Annotated in this window: 17 protein-coding genes and 1 pseudogene; 7 read left to right on the forward strand and 11 right to left on the reverse strand. The window is 65.9% G+C overall.

Annotated features, from left to right (window positions below; genetic code table 11):
- Positions 1-7: 7 nt before the first annotated feature.
- The gene (locus PAA8504_RS00835; protein ID WP_281259933.1) at positions 8-3,430 is read right to left on the reverse strand and encodes an indolepyruvate ferredoxin oxidoreductase family protein; all 3,423 of its coding nucleotides are present in this window, start codon (positions 3,428-3,430) and stop codon (positions 8-10) included.
- Between the two features lie 139 nt (positions 3,431-3,569).
- On the opposite strand from PAA8504_RS00835, the gene PAA8504_RS00840 reads away from it, so the two are divergent.
- The 3 genes from PAA8504_RS00840 (at position 3,570) to PAA8504_RS00850 (ending at position 7,761) form a co-directional block, all read left to right on the forward strand.
- Entirely contained in the window at positions 3,570-4,493 is a 924-nt protein-coding gene (locus PAA8504_RS00840; RefSeq protein ID WP_108892782.1) for a LysR family transcriptional regulator, read from the forward strand.
- A 232-nt stretch (positions 4,494-4,725) separates the two neighbouring features.
- The gene (purL, locus tag PAA8504_RS00845; protein ID WP_108892282.1) at positions 4,726-6,888 is read left to right on the forward strand and encodes a phosphoribosylformylglycinamidine synthase subunit PurL; all 2,163 of its coding nucleotides are present in this window, start codon (positions 4,726-4,728) and stop codon (positions 6,886-6,888) included.
- A gap of 63 nt (positions 6,889-6,951) precedes the next feature.
- Positions 6,952-7,761, forward strand: a complete 810-nt coding sequence (locus PAA8504_RS00850; protein WP_370739660.1) for a crotonase/enoyl-CoA hydratase family protein — start codon at positions 6,952-6,954, stop codon at positions 7,759-7,761.
- Here the strand turns inward: PAA8504_RS00850 and PAA8504_RS00855 are convergent.
- The 6 genes from PAA8504_RS00855 to tkt all read right to left on the reverse strand — a co-directional run bounded on the left by PAA8504_RS00855 (position 7,758) and on the right by tkt (position 15,879).
- Positions 7,758-8,699, reverse strand: a complete 942-nt coding sequence (locus PAA8504_RS00855) for an ABC transporter permease (protein ID WP_108892284.1) — start codon at positions 8,697-8,699, stop codon at positions 7,758-7,760. The genes PAA8504_RS00850 and PAA8504_RS00855 overlap by 4 nt on opposite strands.
- Positions 8,696-9,748 carry an ABC transporter permease gene (locus PAA8504_RS00860; RefSeq protein WP_108892285.1) on the reverse strand — a complete coding sequence of 351 codons (1,053 nt, stop codon included), beginning with the start codon at positions 9,746-9,748 and terminating at the stop codon, positions 8,696-8,698. Before PAA8504_RS00860 ends, PAA8504_RS00855 begins: the two co-directional genes overlap by 4 nt.
- Entirely contained in the window at positions 9,738-11,279 is a 1,542-nt protein-coding gene (locus PAA8504_RS00865; protein WP_108892286.1) for an ABC transporter ATP-binding protein, read from the reverse strand. The genes PAA8504_RS00860 and PAA8504_RS00865 overlap by 11 nt, the downstream gene beginning before the upstream one ends.
- A gap of 14 nt (positions 11,280-11,293) precedes the next feature.
- A complete protein-coding gene (locus PAA8504_RS00870; RefSeq protein ID WP_108892783.1) occupies positions 11,294-12,280 on the reverse strand; it encodes a BMP family protein in 987 nt (328 codons plus the stop codon).
- 172 nt (positions 12,281-12,452) lie between these two features.
- Complete coding sequence (locus PAA8504_RS00875) at positions 12,453-13,745, reverse strand: amidohydrolase family protein (RefSeq protein WP_108892287.1); 1,293 nt, start codon at positions 13,743-13,745, stop codon at positions 12,453-12,455.
- Between the two features lie 118 nt (positions 13,746-13,863).
- On the reverse strand, positions 13,864-15,879 hold the full coding sequence (gene tkt / locus PAA8504_RS00880) for a transketolase (RefSeq protein ID WP_108892288.1): 2,016 nt from the start codon (positions 15,877-15,879) through the stop codon (positions 13,864-13,866).
- Between the two features lie 187 nt (positions 15,880-16,066).
- Between tkt and PAA8504_RS00885 the strand changes: the two genes are divergently transcribed.
- Genes PAA8504_RS00885 through PAA8504_RS00895 form a run of 3 tightly spaced genes read left to right on the forward strand, consistent with a single transcriptional unit; the run spans position 16,067 to position 17,299 of the window.
- Positions 16,067-16,579 carry a hypothetical protein gene (locus tag PAA8504_RS00885; protein WP_108892289.1) on the forward strand — a complete coding sequence of 171 codons (513 nt, stop codon included), beginning with the start codon at positions 16,067-16,069 and terminating at the stop codon, positions 16,577-16,579.
- Positions 16,572-16,970, forward strand: coding sequence for a cell division protein ZapA (locus PAA8504_RS00890; protein WP_108892290.1), 399 nt, complete (start codon positions 16,572-16,574; stop codon positions 16,968-16,970). The genes PAA8504_RS00885 and PAA8504_RS00890 overlap by 8 nt, the downstream gene beginning before the upstream one ends.
- Entirely contained in the window at positions 16,967-17,299 is a 333-nt protein-coding gene (locus PAA8504_RS00895; RefSeq protein ID WP_108892291.1) for an MliC family protein, read from the forward strand. Before PAA8504_RS00890 ends, PAA8504_RS00895 begins: the two co-directional genes overlap by 4 nt.
- A 139-nt stretch (positions 17,300-17,438) precedes the next feature.
- Here PAA8504_RS00895 and grxD read toward each other — a convergent pair whose 3' ends face one another.
- The 3 genes from grxD to PAA8504_RS00910 are packed head-to-tail and all read right to left on the reverse strand — an operon-like array spanning position 17,439 to position 18,291.
- Complete coding sequence (gene grxD / locus PAA8504_RS00900) at positions 17,439-17,798, reverse strand: Grx4 family monothiol glutaredoxin (protein ID WP_108892292.1); 360 nt, start codon at positions 17,796-17,798, stop codon at positions 17,439-17,441.
- Positions 17,795-18,052, reverse strand: a complete 258-nt coding sequence (locus PAA8504_RS00905; protein ID WP_108892293.1) for a hypothetical protein — start codon at positions 18,050-18,052, stop codon at positions 17,795-17,797. The genes grxD and PAA8504_RS00905 overlap by 4 nt, the downstream gene beginning before the upstream one ends.
- Entirely contained in the window at positions 18,049-18,291 is a 243-nt protein-coding gene (locus PAA8504_RS00910) for a BolA/IbaG family iron-sulfur metabolism protein (RefSeq protein ID WP_108892294.1), read from the reverse strand. Before PAA8504_RS00910 ends, PAA8504_RS00905 begins: the two co-directional genes overlap by 4 nt.
- A 207-nt stretch (positions 18,292-18,498) precedes the next feature.
- On the opposite strand from PAA8504_RS00910, the pseudogene putP reads away from it, so the two are divergent.
- A pseudogene (gene putP / locus PAA8504_RS00915) lies at positions 18,499-19,919 on the forward strand (sodium/proline symporter PutP).
- 50 nt (positions 19,920-19,969) lie between these two features.
- On the opposite strand, the gene PAA8504_RS00920 reads toward putP, so the two are convergent.
- Positions 19,970-20,398 (reverse strand): OsmC family peroxiredoxin, encoded by a 429-nt coding sequence (locus PAA8504_RS00920; RefSeq protein ID WP_219928883.1) that lies wholly within the window; start codon positions 20,396-20,398, stop codon positions 19,970-19,972.
- Between the last annotated feature and the right edge of the window lie 82 nt (positions 20,399-20,480).

A 20,480-nucleotide genomic window follows, 5' to 3' on the forward strand; every position in this document is an offset into this window, starting at 1 on the left:
CCAAGCGTCATTCCGCGGCGTGACGTGCAGAGGATCCGCCAGTGTGGATCGCGTGCAAGAGCTCCTCTCGACGCGCCGCGGCGGTCTTCGCGTTCGCATCCTTCACCGGCCCGAATCCGCGTATCTCCATGGGCAGGCGGGCCAGTGCGATCACGGCGTCGCGTGAGGTATCGACCTTGGGCAGGACGTCTTCCATGTCGGCCTCGTATTGCTTGATCAGGTTCCGCTCCATCCGCCGCTCGGCGCTGTATCCGAACGGGTCGAGCGGCGTGCCCCGCAACATTTTCCCCCGGTGCAACAGCGGATACAGGCGTTCGACCCAAGGACCGAAGGCCCGCTTCTTCGGGCGACCGCCTTCTTGCCCGCCCAAGGCAGGCGGCGCCAGATGGTAGGTCAGGCTTTCGACGTTCGCGAACCGTTCCTCGACCTTTCTGCGGGTCTGGCGCAGAAGTCGCCCGACCTCGTATTCGTCCTTGTAGGCCAACAGTTTGTGGTATCCCTCGGCCACGGCCATGCGCAGCTCGGGGTCGTCGATCCCGTCCAGCATGGCGCGGTATTTCCGCGCCAGCCGTTTTCCCTGATAGGCGGTCAGGTGATCCTCGCGGAAGGCGATCCGGTCCTCGGGCGTCTGCGGCAATTCCACGACGTTCGCCCGGGATGTGCGGGCGGCCTTATCTGGGTTCACGACGGCCCAGCGTCCAACCTCGAAAGCGCGCAGGTTCTTCTCGACCGCCGCGCCGTTCAGCTCGATGGCGCGGGTCAGCGCCTCAAGCGTGATCGGGATCAGCCCGGCCTGCCATGCGGCGCCGAACACGATCATGTTCGAGAATATCGTGTCCCCCATCACGGCCCGAGCAAGCTCGGTCGCGTCGAACATCGTCAGCCGGTCCCGCACGCGCCGCTCCAACGCCAAGGCCAAGTCTTTTGTGGGGATGCGGAACTCGGGATCGCGGGTGAAATCGCCTGTGGTGATCTCGTGGTTGTTGACTACCGCGCCGGTCCGCCCCTGTCGCATCAGGCCGATGGTCTTCGCACCCGCGCTGACCACCAGATCGCCGCCGATGATCGCGTCGGCCTCTCCGGTCGCCACGCGGATCGCGCTGATGTCGCCCGGGGTCGCGCCGATGCGGCAATGGACATGCACAGCACCTCCCTTCTGCGCCAGGCCCGCCATCTCCATCATGCCGGCGCCGCGTCCGTCCATATGGGCGGCCATGGCCAGCACGGCGCCGATGGTCACAACACCGGTGCCGCCGACGCCGGTAATGACCACGTTCCACGTCCCGTCGATCTGCGGCAGATCGGGCTTGGGCAGGTCGCCCAGGTCGATCTCCGCCGTCGCCTCCTTGCGGATCTCGCCGCCCTTGACGGTCACGAAGGACGGGCAGAACCCCTTGAGGCAGGAGTAATCCTTGTTGCACTGGCTCTGGTCGATGGCGCGCTTGCGGCCCAGCTCGGTCTCGACCGGGACGATGGCGACACAGTTCGACTGCACCCCGCAATCGCCGCAGCCCTCGCAGACATCCGTGTTGATGAAGATGCGCGTGTCGGGGTCGGGGAACTGCCCGCGCTTGCGTCGCCGGCGCTTTTCGGCCGCGCATGTCTGGACATAGATGATGGCCGACACGCCCTCGGTGCGCTTGCAGTCCTCCATCACCGAGGGCAGGTCATCCCGCTCGTGCCACCCGACCGTCTTCGGAAACCCGTCGCGGATCGGCTCTTCCTTTGGGTCGTAGACCACGTCGATCTTGCGCACCCCCATCGCGTGAAGTTCCTGCGCGATGCGATCCGGCCCCAGCCCCCCTTCGTTCGTCTGTCCGCCGGTCATCGCCACGGCATCGTTATAGAGGATCTTGTAGGTGATCCGCGCATTCGCGGCCAAGGCGGCCCGGATCGCCAGGATGCCTGAGTGGTTGTAGGTTCCGTCACCGATGTTCTGGAAGACGTGCTTGGTGGTGGAAAACGGCCCCTCGCCGATCCAGTTGGCGCCTTCCGCCCCCATATGGGTGTAGTTCGACGTCTCTCGATCCATCCACATCGCCATGATGTGACAGCCGATCCCGGCATAGGCGCGGCTGCCATCCGGCAGGTTGGTCGAGGTGTTGTGGGGACACCCTGCGCAGAAATAAGGCGTGCGCACCGCCAGCTCCTGCGCGTTGTCGGCGCGGCGCGTCTCCTCCAGCCGTTTGATGCGGCCGGCCAGATCGTCGCTGCCTCGTCCCTCCTCGGTCAGGATTGCGCCCAGCCTCTCGGCGATCAGAACGGGGTCGAGGCTCATCTTCGTCGGGAACAGTTCCTCGCGGTGCATGCTGCCCGCGCCGCCCTTGTACCAGCCATAGACGCGGCGGCTGCGCCGATCGTCGAAGATCGCCTCCTTGATCTGGACCTCGATCAGTTTGCGCTTTTCCTCGACCACGACGATCAGCTCCAGCCCCTCGGCCCAGTCGTGGAACCCCGCCATGTCCAAGGGAAAGGTCTGGCCGACCTTGTAGGTGGTGATCCCCAGATCCGCGGCCCGGTCCTCGTCGATCCCCAGAAGCGACAGCGCATGAACCAGATCCAACCAGTTCTTGCCCGCCGCGACGAAGCCGATCTTCGCGCCCGGCTTGCCCCAGACGCGCTTGTCCATGCCGTTGGCGCGGGAAAACGCCTCGGCCGCGAAGCGCTTGTGGTCGATCATCCGCGCCTCCTGCGCGACCCAGTGATCGCCCAGCCGGATGTTCAGCCCGTCCTCGGGCATGATCGGGAAATCGGGCGTGACGAAGGACATCCGGTCGGGGCGACCGTCGATCACGCTCGTCACCTCGACCGTGTCCTTCATCAGCTTCAGCCCCGCCCAGACGCCCGCGAACCGCGACAGAGCATAGCCGTAAAGCCCGAAATCAAGGATCTCCTGCACGCCCGCGGGGGACAGGACCGGCATGTAGGCGTCCACCATCGCCCAGTCCGACTGGTGACAGGTGGTCGAGGATTCGCCCGTGTGGTCGTCGCCCATCGCCATCAGCGCGCCGCCCCATTTGGCGGTACCGGCCATGTTGGCGTGGCGCATTACGTCGCCCGACCGATCGACCCCCGGCCCCTTCCCGTACCACAGGCCGAATACGCCATCGAACTTGCCGTCGCCGCGCAGACCGGCCTGCTGCGCGCCCCAGATCGCCGTGGCCGACAGATCCTCGTTCAAACCGGGCTGGAACAGGATATCGTTCTTGGCCAGAAGCTCGGACGCCTTGGCCATGTTCAGGTCCACACCCCCCAACGGAGATCCGCGATACCCCGTCACGTAGCCGGCCGTGTTCAGCCCCGCCGCGCGATCCCGGGCCTTCTGCATCAGCATCAGCCGAACCAGCGCCTGGGTGCCATTCAGAAGGATCGGCGACTTGTCCAGGTCATAGCGATCTGACAGACGTATATCTTGTCGCGACATTTTCAGGCTCTCCGAGTATTTTTTAACAGCGTAACCTGTTATGGGCGCCTTACAATTCACAAAGCTTCGCGCCTGCCTCTTTTGCGGATGCGCAAACGCCCCACATGAGTTCTTAACGTTTCAGGGGTAATCGAGGCGCACCATGATGGATTGGGACAAACTGCGCGTGTTTCACGCGGTCGCCGAAGCGGGGTCGCTGACCGCCGCGGGCGAAGCCTTGCACCTTAGCCAGTCGGCCGTGTCTCGACAAATCCGCGCGCTCGAGGAAAGCCTCGAGACGGTGCTGTTCCACCGCCACGCCCGGGGCCTGATCCTGACCGAACAGGGCGAGCTTCTGCACGACGCGACGCAGGCCATGTATCGCCGCCTCGATACCGCCGCCGCGCGAATCCGCGACAGCCGGGACGAGGTATTCGGCGAACTGCGCGTCACCACCACCACCGGGTTCGGCACGTTATGGCTGACCCCGCGCCTGTCGAAGCTTTACGCCAAGTACCCCAACCTGAAGATCGACCTCATGCTGGAGGAACGCGTGCTGGATCTTCCCATGCGCGAGGCAGACGTCGCCATCCGCATGAAGGAACCCAGCCAGGCCGATCTCGTGCGCAAGCGCCTGAACACCGTGCGGATGCGCCTTTACGCGACGCCCGCATACCTCGAACAGGCCGGGCGCCCCGAAACGGTCGAGGATCTGTCGAACCACCGCCTCATCAGCCAGGCGGTCACCGCGCATCAGGTCTCCTCCGGGCAGACCCTGATCGAAAGCCTGCATGCCGTCGGGATCCCTTCGACCCTGACGGTGAACAACTATTTCGGCGTGCTTCAGGGCGTCCTGTCGGGCTTGGGGATCGGTGTGCTGCCCGATTACCTGCTGGCCGATTTCGCCCACATGGAACGGGTGCTGCCACACGTTGAATCCGCCCAGATCCCCGTCTATCTCGCCTACCCGGAAGAGCTTCGGCATTCTCAGCGCATCGCGGCCTTCCGCGAGTTCATCCTGGAGGAACTCAGCGAGACTGCGCGCAACATCACCGCCGTCGAAAGCGCAAGGCATGCGCAGAGCGCATAGCGGACCTGTCAAGACGCGAATAGTCGTTCATTGAACGCCCAAGAATGGAGCACTAGATGCCATTCAAGCGGCGTCGACATCCGTCGGCACTGCTTACCTCCCTGTTGGACTGGCCGGGCCTTTGGGCCCGGCCTTTTTTTGTGCGGGGTGCTTCGAACAACAGGCGTCTCGCCTTCCCGGCCCCGGCGTGGTAGGCCCCCCCCCGATCCCGCGTCCCAAGCCCCAGAGCCCCATGCCAGATCCCGACCTTACGCCCGACCTCATCTCGGCCCACGGGCTGAAGCCGGACGAATACGACCGCATCCTCGACATTCTCGGCCGCGAGCCCTCGTTTACCGAGCTCGGCATCTTCTCGGCCATGTGGAACGAGCACTGTTCCTACAAGTCGTCAAAGAAGTGGCTGCGCACCCTGCCTACCACCGGCCCGCAGGTCATCTGCGGCCCGGGCGAGAATGCCGGCGTCGTCGATATCGGCGACGGGCAGGCGGTGATCTTCAAGATGGAAAGCCACAACCACCCCTCGTATATCGAGCCGCATCAGGGCGCCGCGACCGGCGTGGGCGGCATCCTGCGCGACGTCTTCACCATGGGCGCCCGCCCCATCGCCGCGATGAACGCCCTCAGCTTCGGCGAGGTCTCGCACGCCAAGACGCGCAGCCTCGTCCACGGCGTCGTGGAAGGCATCGGCAGCTACGGCAATTCCTTCGGCGTGCCGACCGTGGGCGGAGAGGTCAGGTTCGACCCCTCCTATAACGGCAACTGCCTCGTAAACGCCTTCGCCGCCGGCCTGGCCGAGACCGACAGCATCTTCTATTCGGCCGCCTCAGGCGTCGGGATGCCCGTCGTCTACCTTGGCGCCAAGACGGGGCGCGACGGCGTCGGCGGCGCGACCATGGCCTCGGCGGAGTTCGACGAGACCATCGAGGAAAAGCGCCCCACCGTGCAAGTGGGCGATCCCTTCACCGAAAAGCGCCTGATGGAGGCGTGTCTCGAGCTGATGCAGACCGGCGCGGTAATCGCCATTCAGGACATGGGGGCTGCGGGCCTGACCTGTTCCGCGGTCGAGATGGGCGACAAGGGCGGCTTGGGCGTGCGCTTGAACCTCGACGACGTGCCCCAGCGCGAGGCGGAGATGACTGCCTACGAGATGATGCTGTCCGAGTCGCAGGAACGGATGCTGATGGTCCTCGACCCGACGAAAGAGGCCGAGGCCCGCGCGGTGTTCGACAAGTGGGACCTCGACTTCGCCATCGTGGGCGAGACCATCCCCGAGGATCGTTTCATCGTCGTGCACAAGGGTGAAGAGATGGCGAACCTACCGCTGTCGACCCTCTCGGGCGCAGCCCCCGAATACGACCGCCCGTGGGAACCAACCGAGCCGTCGCCCCCGCTGGAAAACGGCCCCAAGATCGACGCGATCGAAGGACTGAAGGCGCTGATCTCCCACCCCGCCTATGCGTCCAAGCACTGGGTCTACGAGCAATACGACACCCAGGTCGGTGCCGACACACTGCGCACCCCCGGCTTCGGCGCAGGCGTGGTGCGGGTCCACGGCACCGAAAAGGCCCTGGCCTTCACCTCGGACGTGACGCCGCGCTATGTCGTCGCCGACCCCAAGGAAGGCGGCAAGCAGGCCGTGGCCGAGGCGTATCGCAACCTCGTCTCCGTGGGCGCGCGTCCCTTGGCCACCACCGACAACATGAATTTCGGCAACCCCGAAAAGCCCCGCATCATGGGTCAGTTCGTCGGCGCGATCAAAGGGATCGGTCAGGCCTGTGCCGCGCTGGATATGCCCATCGTGTCGGGCAACGTCTCCCTATACAACGAAACCGACGGCACCGGCATCCTGCCCACGCCCACCATTGGCGCCGTGGGCCTGATCGACGACATCTCCGAGATGATCGCAGGCCTGCCGCAGGAGGGCGACCTTGCGCTGGTCATCGGCAAGACCGTGGGCCACTTGGGCCGCTCGGCGTTGCTGGAGGTCGCGTTCGACCGTCGCGACGGCCCACCCCCGCCGGTGGACCTCAAGGCCGAACGCCGCCATGGCGAGTTCATACTCGACAACCGCGCCTGGCTTCGCGCCGTGACCGACATCGCCGATGGCGGGCTGGCCCTGGCCGCGTTCGAGATGGCCGAGGCCGCCGGCATGGGCGTGACCATCGACAAGAAGAAGAAGACCGCGAGCCTCTTCGGCGAAGATCAGGGCCGTTATCTGATCGCCTGCAGCTTCGACGCGGCCGAGACGCTGATGGTCGCCGCCGGGAAGGCCGAGGTGCCGATCACCCATGTCGGCCGGTTCGGAGGCGACCAAGTCACGCTTGGCTCGAAAACGGCGCCGCTGGACGAGTTGCGCGAGATCTATCGCACCGCGTTCGAACGTGCGTTGGGCTGACCCTATTGGCATCGCGCGACACCTCGGACAGGGTGCGCGCGATAGCCAGACCAGAGGATGCCCATGCCGCTCGACCCGGATTTCACCCGTTTCACCAACCTGTCGGTCACCCCGGACGATGACGGCGTCTGGCATGTCGAACTGAACCGACCGCACAAGCGCAACGCGCTGGATGCCGAAACAGTCGAAGCGCTGGTCGACCTGTTCTCGATCGCGCCGCGCGCCGATGCGCGGGCCGTCGTCCTGTCGGGCGCGGGAGACCACTTCTGCGCGGGCCTCGATCTGGTCGAACACCACGACGCCGACCGCAGTCCGGCCGCCTTCTGGCAGCTGTGCCTGCGCTGGCACGAGGCGTTTAACAAGATGGAATATGGCGGCGTTCCGGTCATCGCCGCGCTGAAGGGCGCGGTCGTGGGCGGCGGTCTGGAACTGGCCAGCGCCGCGCATATCCGCGTGGCCGATGATAGCACCTATTTCGCCCTGCCCGAAGGCCAGCGCGGCCTGTTCACCGGGGGCGGTGCCACGATCCGGGTGGCCGATCTGGTCGGCAAGGCACGGATGATCGACATGATGCTGACCGGCCGCGTCTATCACGGGCAAGAAGCGATCGACCTGGGCCTCGCGCAATACCTCACCGACGGCTCCAGCCTGGACATGGCGCGGCAGATCGCGACGAAGACCGCTCAGAACCTGCCGTTGACCAATTTCGCCATCTGCTCGGCCATCAGCCACATGCAGAACATGTCGAGCCTGGATGCGGCCTATGCCGAGGCGACGGTGGCCGGCATCGTCAACACACAGCCCGACGCACGCGAACGTCTGGCCGCCTTCGCCGACAAGCGCGCCGCGCGCGTTCGCAAGGACGGGACCTAACGCTCCCCTCGGCGGTAGGGCTGCATCAGGGCCTGCGGCACGCGGGCCCGCCGCGCCATCAGAACCAGCGCCAGGATCGACAGAAGATAGGGCAGCATCAGGAACAGCTGGTAGGGCACGCCATCCACCACCGTCTGCAGGCGCAGCTGGAACGCGTCGAAGAACGCGAACAGCAGCGCCCCCAGAAGCGCCCGCTCGGGCCGCCACGAGGCAAACACGACCAGTGCCACGCAGATCCACCCCCGCCCCTGCACCATGGTGGGAAAGAACGAGTTGAAGGCTGCCGTGGTCAGAAACGCCCCCGCCATCCCCATCAGCGCCGATCCCGCCATGATCGCCCCGATCCGCAGCAGGATCGGATCGACGCCTTGCGCATCCAGCGCATGCGGGTTCTCGCCCGCCATCCGCACCGCGAGCCCCAGTGGCGTACGGTAAAGACCCCAAGCGATGGCGGCGACCAGAACCAGAGCAAGGTAGGTCGGTGCGGTTTGCGTGAACAGCACGGGGCCCAGGAACGGCAGGTCCGATAGAAACGGCACGGCCAACGGGCGGAACGGCTCGATCGTCGGAGGGGACGAGGCCGTGGGAACCGCGAGGCGGAACACGTAGTAAGAAAAGCTGGCCGCGAACAGCGTGATTCCCAGCCCCGTGACATGCTGGCTGAGGCCAAGCGGCACCGTCAGCAGCGCATGAAGCAGCCCGAACATTGCCCCCGCCGCGGCTGCCACCAGAAGCCCGGTCCACAGATCCCCACCGCCATAGACCGTAAGCCAGCCGATCATCGCCCCGAAGGTCATGATCCCCTCGATCCCCAGGTTCAGAACGCCCACTCGCTCGCACAGAAGGACGCCCAGCGTTCCCAGGATCAGGGGGGTCGCGATGCGCAGCACCGCCTCCCACATGCCGACCGAGGCGAGGATATCGAACAGGACGCTCATCTGCGGATCCGGTATTGGGCCAGGAAGATCGCGACCAGCATGGTCAGCAGCGACAGGGCGACGGTGACATCGGCGATATAGGACGGGATGGACAGCGCGCGGCTCATGCTGTCGGCGCCCACGAACATTACGGCCGAGAATAGCGCGGCGGCGATGACCGCCAGCGGGTTCAGGTTCGCCAGCATTGCGATGACGATGCCGGAATAGCCGTAATTGGGCGACAGGTCGGTCGTGACATAGGCCTTGACGCCCATCACCTCGACCGCGCCGGCCAGCCCCGCCAATCCGCCCGACAGGCAGGCGACCGCGACCAGAGTGCGCCCCAGCGGCACACCCGCGAACGCCGCCGCGCGGGGGTTCAGCCCCACGGCACGGGACCGCATGCCGAACACGCTGCGCGCCTGCACCCACCAGACCGCCACCGCGACGGCCAGCGCCAGCGGCAGGCCGGCATGCAGCCGGGCACGGTCCATGAGTTTCGGCAGGATCGCCGCGTCCGGCACCGGCACCGATTGCGGCCAGCCGAACGCCATCGGATCCTTCATCGGCCCTTCGATCATCAGCGACACGAACAGCACTGCGACGAAGTTCAAAAGCAGCGTCGTCACCACCTCGTCCACGCCGAATTTCAGCCGCAGGCCCAACGGCAGCAAAAGCAGGACCATTCCCGCGACCGCACCCGCCATAAGGCACAGGGGGATCAGGATCGGCCCGGGCAGAGAGCTGACCAGCGGAAGCATGCAGAACGCGGGCACGGCCAGCGCGCCAAGATAGAACTGCCCTTCGGCCCCGATATTCCACAGCCGCGCGCGGAACGCGACGGCCGCTGCGAGGCCGGTCAGGATCAGCGGCGTCGTGCGGGTCAACGTCTCCGACAGGCCCAGCCGGGAACCGAAGGCCCCGGTCAGGATCAGGCGATAGGCCTTCAGCGGGTTCGCCCCGGCAATGGCGATCAGGCCCCCGGCCAGCAGCAGCGCCAGCAGGATGGCGCAGATAGGCGCCAAAATCGTCAACGCGCGCGAAGGATGCGCGCGGCGTTCAAACCGCATGGACACCCTCCGCCGCGATATCGTCCAGCGTCGACCAGTCGCCGGCCATCATCAGGCCCAGAAGCTGCTGCGTCGCCCGTTCGGCCGGGATGGCGGGCGACAGGCGCCCCCCGACGATGGCCATGATCCGATCCGACAGGGCCATCACTTCCTCCAGATCCTCCGAGATCAGAAGCACCCCTGCCCCGCGCGACCGTGCCTCCAGCAACCGTTCGTGGACGCCGGCGATGGCGCCCTCGTCCAGACCCCGGCTGGGCTGCGCGGCCACGACGATACGCGGATCCGCCGACAGCACGCGTCCCAGGATCAGCTTTTGCATGTTCCCACCCGACAGCAGCCGGATTCGCCCGTCCACGCGGGCACCCCGCACATCGTAATCGCGCAGGATCGCCTCGGTCGTCGCGCGGGCCGCGTCGCGCCGCACCAACCCCCGGGTCGAGTAATCCGGCGACCAGATCCGTTCCAGCACCACGTTCTCCCACGTGGTCATGTCGCCGATCGCCCCTTCGGCGTTGCGATCCTCGGGGATGCGGCCGATCCCGGCCGCGATGGCGTGGGGCACGTCGTGGCGCGGCGGCCGGTGCCCTTCGATCAGAAGTTTCCCCACGTCGGGCGGATACAACCCAGACACAAGGCCCGCCAACGTCGTCTGCCCGTTGCCCGACACGCCGATGATGCCCAGCGTCTCGCCCGCGCGCAGATGGAAACTGGCGCCTTTCAGCGACGCACCGCCCTTGCCCGCCAGATGAAGGTCGACCCCTTCCAGCAGGAGCTCGCCCGGCGTCGCGGGGGGGCGGGTGGGCCGCTTGACCGCGCGGCCCACCATCAGTTCGGCCAGCTCCTCCTTCGAGGTGTGGACCTTGCGCCTTTCGGCTACGACACGGCCATGACGCAGCACGACGACCCGATCCGCGGCCGCCATCACCTCGCCCAGCTTGTGACTGATGAAGATCAGCGACAGGCCACGCTGCGTCATCTGGCGCAAGGTGGCGAACAGTCCCTCTGCCTCTTGCGCGGTCAGAACGGCCGTCGGCTCATCCAGGATCAGGATTCGCGCGTCGTTATACAGCGCCTTCAGGATCTCGACCCGCTGGCATTCGCCTACCGACAGATCAGAGACGCGCGCGTCGGGGTCCACCTTCAGCCCGAACCGGCGCGCCAGCCCCACCAGCTTCTCGCGCCCGCCCGCTCGGTCCGAGCGGGGCTTCCATAGCGGTTCTGTCCCCGTCAGCACATTGTCCAGCACCGTCAAGTTCGGGGCCAGTGCAAAATGCTGATGCACCATGCCCACACCCGCCTGAATGGCGGCGCGGGACCGGCCGGGGGGCAGCTCTTGGCCGTCGACCCGGACGGTCCCGGAATCGGCCGTGTAATGGCCGAACAGAATCGACATCAGTGTCGTTTTGCCCGCGCCGTTCTCTCCCAGCAGGGCGACGATCTCGCCCCGCTCCAAATGTAGCGAGACGTCGTCATTCGCGGTCACGGCGCCGAAGCGCTTGGTGATCCCCTCAAGCTCGAGAACGCGGGTCACGGTCTGGGCAGGTCTCAGGCCGGCTCATCGAAATTGCGCGGAACCTCGAACTCGCCGGCCTTGATGGCGGCGCGAACCTCTTCCATGCGGGTGACGGCCTCGGGCGGGGCGACCCCTTCGACGAAGACGATGTCGTTGCCGCCGTCCTCCATCAGGCTCAGCGGGGTATAGGTCTTGCCCACCGGATTGCCCCCCACCGCATCCGTCAGAGCGGTGTCCAGAAGCGGGCGGAAATACCACATCGCGTTGGCAAACACGGTGTCGGGATAGCGCGGGGTATAGTTGATCAGCGATCCGATCGCCTTGATGCCGCGTTCCTGGGCGGCGTCCGCCGTGCCGATCCGTTCGCCGAACAGGATGTCCGCGCCGCTGTCGATCTGGGCCAGGCCGGCCTCGCGCGCCTTCGGGGGGTCGAAGAACGTGCCGATGAAGCTGACCAGATGCGTGGCGTCGGGGTTCACCGCCTTCACACCGTCGGCGAAGCCGTTGATCAGCATGTTCACCTCGGGGATCGGGATCGCCCCGACCGAGCCCACGGTTCCGGTTTCGGTCATCTCGCCCGCCAGCATGCCGGCCAGATACGCGGCCTCCCAGTTCCACGTGCCGAAGACCCCAAAATTGTCGCCAGCAGCCTCGCCCGAGGATCCCATCAGGAATGCGGTGTCGGGATAGTCGGACGCGACGGTCCGCGCCTCGCGCTCGACCGCGTAGGATTCGCCGACGATCAGCACGTTACCGGCTTCGGCATATTCGCGCATCGCGCGGGGGTAATCGGTGCCCGATACCCCTTCCGAGAAGGTATAGTCGATAACCCCCTCCTCGTGCGCGCCCAGAAGGGCCGCATGCAGGACCGAGTTCCACGCATTCTCGACCGGGGAGGCATGGATGCCCGCGACCTTCACCGGGGATTGCGCGCGCAGTGCGGGCGCGAACAGGGTCGCGGCACCGAGCGCTGCGGAAGTGCCCAGAAGGCGGCGGCGGTTCATCAAAAGTCGTGACATCAGCATTCTCCCATGCGGTCCGGAGACGATCCGGTGCGGTCTTTTCTTGGCCGGACGTCCGGCGACTGGGCGTAGAGGGCGAATTGCCGCGCCCCAAAGTCAAGTTTGCGGGCGTATCGCCGAACGGGCAAGACCCCAATGCCCGGTATTTGGGCAAACGGCGGCAAATCGGTCACGCGGAATGGCGCGGTGCATACTCCGACGGATCGACCTGCGCCGGGCGCCCGTCCAGGGACAGGCAGCTGAGTTCGGGTGCCGTTTCGGCGATGACCTTGCCGCGCCGGATCACCTTCAGGCGGTTCGGGCGCAGGCGGATCGCCTCGGCCGGGTCGCGTGCCTGCAACAGCACCATATCGGCGTGGCACCCAACCTCCAGCCCGTAGCCCTCCAGCCCCATGATCCGGGCCGAATTAACCGTCACCGCGTCGAAGATGGCGCGTTTCTGGTCCCCCGAACCCATCTGCGTCGCGTGCAGCGCCATATGCGCCACGTCCAGCAGATCGCCCGACCCCATCGAGTACCACGGGTCCAGAACGCAATCCTGCCCCAGCCCGACCGGGATGCCGGCGGCCATCAGCTCGGGGATACGCGTCAGGCCGCGCCGCTTGGGATAGGTGTCGTGGCGGCCTTGCAGCATCATGTTGATCAGCGGGTTCGGGATCGCTGCCATCTCGGCCTCGGCCATGAGGGGCAGCAGCTTCGAGACATAGTAATTGTCCATCGAATGCATCGAGGTCAGGTGTGAACCGGCCACCCGCCCCTGCAGCCCGAAGCGCACGGTCTGGGCGGCCAGCGTTTCCACGTGGCGCGACAGGGGGTCGTCGGTCTCGTCGCAATGCATGTCGACCCGAAGGCCCCGGTCGGCCGCGATCCGGCAAAGCGCCTCGACCGAGCGGGCGCCGTCCTCCATGGTGCGTTCGAAATGAGGGATGCCGCCGACGATCTCGACACCCATGTCGAGTGCACGCTCCAGCGCGTCTGCCGCTTCAGCACAGCGGTAGTATCCGTCCTGCGGGAAGGCGACCAGTTGCAGGTCCAGATACGGCGCCACGACGCGCCGCACCTCCAGCATCGCCTCGGCCGTGACCAGGCGCGGATCCGAGACGTCGACATGGCTGCGCACGGCCAGAAGCCCCTTGGATACGGCGAGATCGCAATAGCGCACCGCCCGGTCGATCAGCGCATCCGTCGTCAGCGTGGGCCGCAGCTCTCCCCACAATGCGATGCCTTCGAGCAGTGTGCCCGACACGTTCATGCGCGGCAAACCCAGCGACAGGGTGGCGTCCATGTGAAAATGCGGGTCGACGAACGGCGGCGTCAGAAGCTGGCCCTCGGCGTCGATCACCTCGCCCGCCGTATCTTCAATCCCCGCCTCTACGGCGACGATCCTGCCGTTCTGTACACCGATGTCATGCGCGGTGCGGCCGTCCGGCAACGTTGCGTTTCGGATCAGGAGGTCGAACATGGGCGGGGTCCTTTGCGGTCTGTGACGGCGCGACCGTAGACCCGGGCGTCGCGATTGTCAGCGACCCGAACAGCAAAGGGGCGCCGCGGTCCTCGACCTGCGGCACCCCCGATCTGCCTTACAGCAGGGATTCGACCTTCTGGACGACCGAGTCGGCGGTGATCCCGAACTTGTCGAACAGCACATCCGCGGGGGCCGAGGCGCCGAAGCTGTCCATGCCGACGAACCCGGCCTTCGCCTCGCGACCGCGCTCGCCCAGTAGCCAGCGGTCCCAGCCCATCCGAGCGGCCGCCTCGATGCCCACGCGGACGGCACCGGCGGGCAGGACACGGCGGCGATACGCTTCGTCCTGCTGGGCGAAAAGCTCGAACGACGGGATCGAGACCACGCGCGTTCCGATGCCCTTCGCCTCCAGCGCGACCTTGGCGTCCATGGCCAGCGAAACCTCGGACCCGGAGGCCAGCAGCACGGCCTGACGCTTGCCCTCGGCCTCGGCCAGGACATAGGCGCCCTGCTCGGTCAGGTTCTTCGTCTTGTGCTGGGTCCGCAGCGTGGGCAGGCCCTGACGGGTCAGAACCAGCACCGTGGGCGCGTGGGCGGTGCGCAGTGCGATCTCCCACGCCTCGGCGGTCTCGACCGTGTCGCAGGGACGGATGACCTGCAGGTTCGGCGTGGCGCGCAGCATGGCCAGATGCTCGACCGGCTGGTGGGTCGGACCGTCTTCGCCCAGCCCGATGGAATCGTGGGTCATCACATAGACGACCGGCGCGCCCATCAGCGCGGACAGGCGGATCGCCGGGCGGGCATAGTCGGTGAAGACCATGAACGTGCCGCCATAGGGACGGATGCCCCCGTGCAGCGCCATGCCGTTCATCGCCGCGGCCATGCCGTGTTCCCGGATGCCATAGTGGATATAGCGCCCCTCGCGATTGTCGGGGCTGAAGATGCCCAGGTCCGGCGTGTTGGTGTTGTTCGAACCGGTCAGGTCGGCCGATCCGCCCAGCGTCTCGCGCATGATCGGGTTCACGACCTCAAGCACCATCTCGGACGACTTGCGCGTCGCGACCTTGGGCTGGTTTTCCGAAACCTGCTTTTTCAGTGCCTTGATGACGCCCGACAGCTTGCCCGGAAGCTCTCCCGTCATGGCGGCGTCGAACTGCTTGCGCTTGCCTGCACCCAGCTGTTCGACGCGGTCGTTCCACTCCGACCGCACCGACTCGCCACGGCGGCCGACCTCTTCCCACCACGACTTGATGTCGGCGGGAATATCGAACGGGCCATGCTCCCAGCCATAGGCGGCCCTCGTGTCGGCGATCAGCGTCTCGTCGGTCAGTGCGCCGTGGCCCTTGCCGGTGTCCTGCGCGGACGAGCCAAGCGCGATATGGGTGCGGCACGCGATCATCGACGGCTTGCCGGCCTGCTTGGCGGCCTCGATGGCGGCGTCGATGGCCTCGGGATCGTGGCCGTCGATTTCCTGGGTCTGCCAGCCGACGGCGTCGAAGCGCTTGACCTGGTCGGTCGAGTCGGTCAGCCCGATATCGCCGTCGATGGAAATGCGGTTGTCGTCGAAGAAGACAATCAGGTTCGACAGCTTCAGGTGCCCGGCCAGCGCGATGGCCTCGTGGCTGACGCCCTCCATCAGGCAGCCGTCGCCGGCGAAGACGTAAGTGTGGTGATCGACGATCTTCTTGCCGAACCGGGCGCGCAAGCTTTCCTCGGCGATGGCCATGCCGATCGAGGTGGCAAGCCCCTGCCCCAGCGGACCGGTCGTCGTCTCGATCCCGCTGGCATATTCATGCTCGGGGTGGCCGGCTGTCTTCGAGCCCCACTGGCGGAAATTCTTCAACTCGTCCAGCGTCATGTCCTCGTACCCGGTCAGGTACAAAAGCGCATACAGAAGCATCGAGCCGTGGCCGTTCGAAATGATGAACCGGTCGCGGTCGGCCCAGTTCGGCGCCTTGGCGTCGAATTTCAGGTGCTTCGACCACAGTACCGTGGCGATGTCGGCCATGCCCATCGGCATCCCCGAATGGCCCGAATTGGCGGCGGCGACGGCATCGAGGGCCAGGACGCGGATCGCGGCGGCGCGCATCCAGTGATCGGGGTTGCGTTCGCGCAGGGTGGCGATGTCCATGGGGCTTACGGTCCTTCCGCAATGGGCGTTTCGGCCAGCGTGATAGCAGTAACAGCCCCGAGTTCAAGCGGCAGGCGGGAAAGCCCCGCATCCAGAATTGGGGCTGAAATCCTGTCGCCTTTCGGTTTTACTGCATGGGCGGATACCGAATCACCAAGCAGAAGCCGCAAGATACGCGAAGGTCTGAATGCAGGACATTACCGAATTGCAGGGGCGCCTGGAGCGCGCTCTGGACCGGGTGAACGCCGGTCTGGAGAGGCTGGGGCCCATCTTGCCGCCCGCCCCGGAGCCTGAACCGGTCGAGGATCTGCGCCCCGAGGTCGAGACGTTGAAGGGCGAACTGGCCTCCGAGCGCGAGCTGGTCACGCAGCTGGAGGAACGCCTGAAAGGCAGTCGCGAGCGGCACGAGTCCCGCGTCGCCGAGCTGGAATCCGAGCTGGAAAGCGCGCAGACCCTGTTGGCCGAGATCGAGGAGGACCGCGCCCGCCTGAAGGTCGTGGCCGACGCGTTGCGCGACACCTGTGAGGCGCTGCGCAGCGTCAACGCCGAGGGGGTGGGGGACGCCGAGTTGGTCAATACCGCGATGGCGGCCGAGATCGAGACGCTGGCCACCCTGCGGCGCAGCGACCGGTCCGAACTGGACGGCGTGCTGGCCCTTCTGGCCCCCGTCGTCGCCGAGGAGGACAATGCGAATGCCTGATGTGAAAGTCATGATTGGCGGGCGAGACTATGAAGTGGCCTGCCAGCCCGGCGAAGAGCATTACCTGCATTCCGCCGCGCGTCTACTGGATGCCGAGGCGCAGGTACTGGTGAACCAGATCGGCCGCATGCCCGAGCCGCGGATGCTTCTGATGGCGGGGCTGATGCTGGCCGACAAGACCGCCGGGGTCGAGGATCAGATGCGCACCGCCAAGGAACGGGTGGCCGAACTTGAGCGTCAGGTGGCGCAGCTGCGCGCCACTCCGCCCCGGACCGAACGGGTCGAGGTGCCCGCCATCCCCCAGCAGGTCCTGGACGAGCTGGACCGCCTTGCCGAGCGGGCCGAGTCGTTGGCCGAAGAGACCGAGCGTCGCGGGGTGGTCGAAGCATGATACGCCTGATCACCGTGGCCACGCTTGCCATTGCCCCCGCCGTGGCGTCCGCCGCACCTGAACCGGTAACCTACGAATGCGAACGCGGCGCACGCGTTCCGGTCCTCTACGTCAACGGCGTCGATCCGACACTTGCCATTCTGCTGGTCGACGGGAACCTCGTCGCCCTGCCCCGGACCCCCGCAGCGTCTGGATCGCGCTACGTCGACGGCGAGGCGGGATACCTGTGGTATATCAAGGGGGACGATGCGCGGCTGCAATGGATAGACGCGGAAACCGGGGATGTTCTATCCTTGCTCAACGAATGCCGAGCAATCCATCAACGATGACGTCGGGACTGGAGTCCGCATCACCGCCGTCATGTATGTCTGACCCGCCGGGACCCTGAGAGAGTCGTGGCGACACGCGGATCGCCACCGGTTGGGTGGCACCGCGGGCGCGCACGGCACGCCCGCGGTGCCGACGCCCTCAGGCGTTCGCTTCGCGGATTTTCTCGGCGGCGTCCTTGTCGAACGTGACACCCTCCTTCTCGAACAGCTGGTCCAGCTCGCCCGACAGAGTCATCTCGGTGACGATGTCGCAACCGCCGACGAATTCGCCCTTCACGTAAAGCTGCGGGATCGTCGGCCAGTCGGAGTATTCCTTGATGCCCTGGCGGACATCCTCGTCGGCCAGCACGTTCACGTCGGCAAAGTCCACGCCCATGAAGTTCAGTACGCCCGCCACGCGGGACGAGAACCCGCATTGCGGCATCGACTTCGTGCCCTTCATGAACAGCACCACGTCGTTGGCGGTCACCGTTTGCTTGATCGTTTCTTCAGCGCTCATTTTTCAGCCTTTCGCTTGTCCTTCGGCACGAAAAGACGCGCATACTCCTGCGGGTCCCTCGGCACGGTGTATTCGGTCGTCTCGCCGCCGCCGCCCCCGCCCGAGAAATACTCGGACTTCAGGACATGGTGGCCTTTGCCAGGCGCGGCACCCCTGCGGGCGCCGACCTCGGATCGCATAACAGCGCGCACCCGGACGGCCAGCACGGCGGCGATCGCCACCACCAACACGGCCGAGAGCGCGAACCCGCTCATTCCGGGGCGCGTGTGGTCAGCGCCAGCGCGTGAAGATCGCCCGCCGGTCCGTCCATCTTTCCCTTCAGCGCGGCATAGACGGCCCGCTGCTGCTGCACCCGGTTCTTTCCGCGGAAACTCTCGTCGACGACCTCGGCGGCATAGTGGTTCCCGTCGCCCGCGAGGTCGGTAATGGTGATCTGGGCGTCGGGAAACTCGATGCGGATGAGTTCCTCGATCTCTCGGGCTTCGATGGCCATGGGGATCCTCTGTTCGGGGTTCGGGCGCACAGAAGGTAAGAACCCGCGTCCCCGGGCGCAAGCGAAAGCAAGGTTGGTCGGCACGAAGAACCGTCCTACGTGTTTTCGCTTATCGCAATGAAGTGATGGACCCGGGCCATTCCCGGCAACTGGAGGGACGACATGCAGATCGGCATATGGATCAGCCTCGCCGCCTATTTCATCCTGATGCTCGGCATCGGGGTCTATGCGTGGCGAAAATCGACCTCGAACTCCGAGGAATACGTGCTGGGCGGTCGCAACCTGCCCCCCGCGGTCGCGGCCCTGTCTGCCGGGGCCTCGGACATGTCGGGCTGGCTGCTTCTGGGTCTGCCCGGCGCGCTTTATGCCGCTGGTCTGGTCGAGGCGTGGATCGGCATCGGGCTGTTCGTCGGCGCGCTTCTGAACTGGATCATCGTCGCCCCGCGCCTGCGCGAGCAGACAGAACGCTATAACAATTCGCTGACTATCCCCAGCTTTCTGGCCAACCGCTTTCCCAGCCAGGCGACCGCGCTGCGCATGGTCTCGGCCATCATCATCGTGGTGTTCTTCGCGGTCTACACGGCCTCGGGCCTCGTCGGCGGCGGCAAGCTGGTGCAATCCGCGTTCGACGGCAATTATCAGGTGGGGTCTGGCTGACGCTGGGCGTGGTTCTGGCCTACACGGTCGTGGGCGGGTTTCTGGCCGTGTCGCTGACCGATTTCTGCCAAGGCGTGATCATGATGCTGGCACTGGTCATCATGCCGATCATCGTCCTCTACGCGGGCGACGGCGGCGGGTTCGATCAGGCGGCCGGCACCCTGCGTGAGGTCGATTCCAGCTACTTGTCCCTGACCGAAGGTCTGACCGCCATCGGGTGGCTGTCGGCCGTGACCTGGGGCCTGGGCTATTTCGGCCAGCCCCACATCATCGTGCGATTCATGGCCGTGCGGAGCGTGAAAGAGGTGGCCGCAGCCCGAAATATCGGAATGACGTGGATGGCGATCTCGCTCGTCGGTGCGATCGGCGTCGGCATCCTGGGTCGCGCCTATGCCGAGCGGAACGGCGTCAACGTCGAAGACAGCGAGACGATCTTCATCGTCCTGGCCGATCTTCTGTTCCACCCACTGGTGACCGGGTTCCTCTATGCCGCGTTGCTGGCGGCGATCATGTCGACCGTGTCCAGCCAGCTTCTGGTCTCGTCCTCGTCGCTGTCCGAGGATTTCTATCGCCTCGTCCTCAGCCGCAAGCCCAGCGAGACCGAGATCGTCAATATCGGCCGTCTTGCGGTCGTCGCGGTTGGCGTCGTCGCGGCCTTCATCGCACGAAACCCCGACAGCAACGTCCTCAGCCTCGTGTCGAATGCCTGGGCCGGGTTCGGGGCGGCGTTCGGTCCGTTAATCATCCTGGCGCTGACGTGGTCGCGGATGACGGGCGCCGGCGCTATCGCCGGGCTGGTCACGGGTGCGGTCACGGTGATCGTGTGGATCACGCTGGGCTGGAACGGAAGCTTCCTGGGCGGTCCGGGCATCTACGAGATCATCCCGGGCTTCATCCTGGCCTTCGCCGCGATCGTCGCCGTCAGCCTGGCGACCGAAGCGTCCGGGGAATTCCGCGCCGCAAAGACCTGACAGATGCGGGGGCGGCCTTTGGTTGCCCCCGTTCACATATCCAAGCCGGGCTAGACGACCGTCGCGATGACCGAGATTTCGAGGTTCAGCGCGCGCGAGACCGGACAGTCCCGCGAGGCGTCCCGCGCGACCTTGTCCAGGATCTCCGGCTCGAGTCCCGGCGCCTTTGCATGAACGGTAAGATCCGACGTCTTGATCGTTGCTCCGGCTACCTCGTCGACAGAGACCGAAACCTGGGCCTGCACATCAAGACGCTCGGGGCTGTAGCCTTCCTTCGACAGCAGATCCGACAATTGCATGCTGAAACATGCCGCATGGGCGGCGGCGATTAGTTCTTCCGGGTTCGTTCCCGGATCATTCTCGAACCGGGTCCGGAAGCCAAAGAGGCATTCGTCGAGCGCCCCGGACGCGGTACTGACGGTTCCCCCGCCAAGCTTGAGATTCCCACGCCATTCGGCGGAAGCATTCCGATGCAACACTACGCCTCTCCTTCACCATGCACCCGGCGGAGGATAGACGATATATTCTAATGGAAGGTTGATGCGCGACGGTCAGACCACG

Source organism: Palleronia abyssalis, from assembly GCF_900302445.1.
GTDB classification, from domain to species: Bacteria; Pseudomonadota; Alphaproteobacteria; order Rhodobacterales; family Rhodobacteraceae; genus Palleronia; species Palleronia abyssalis.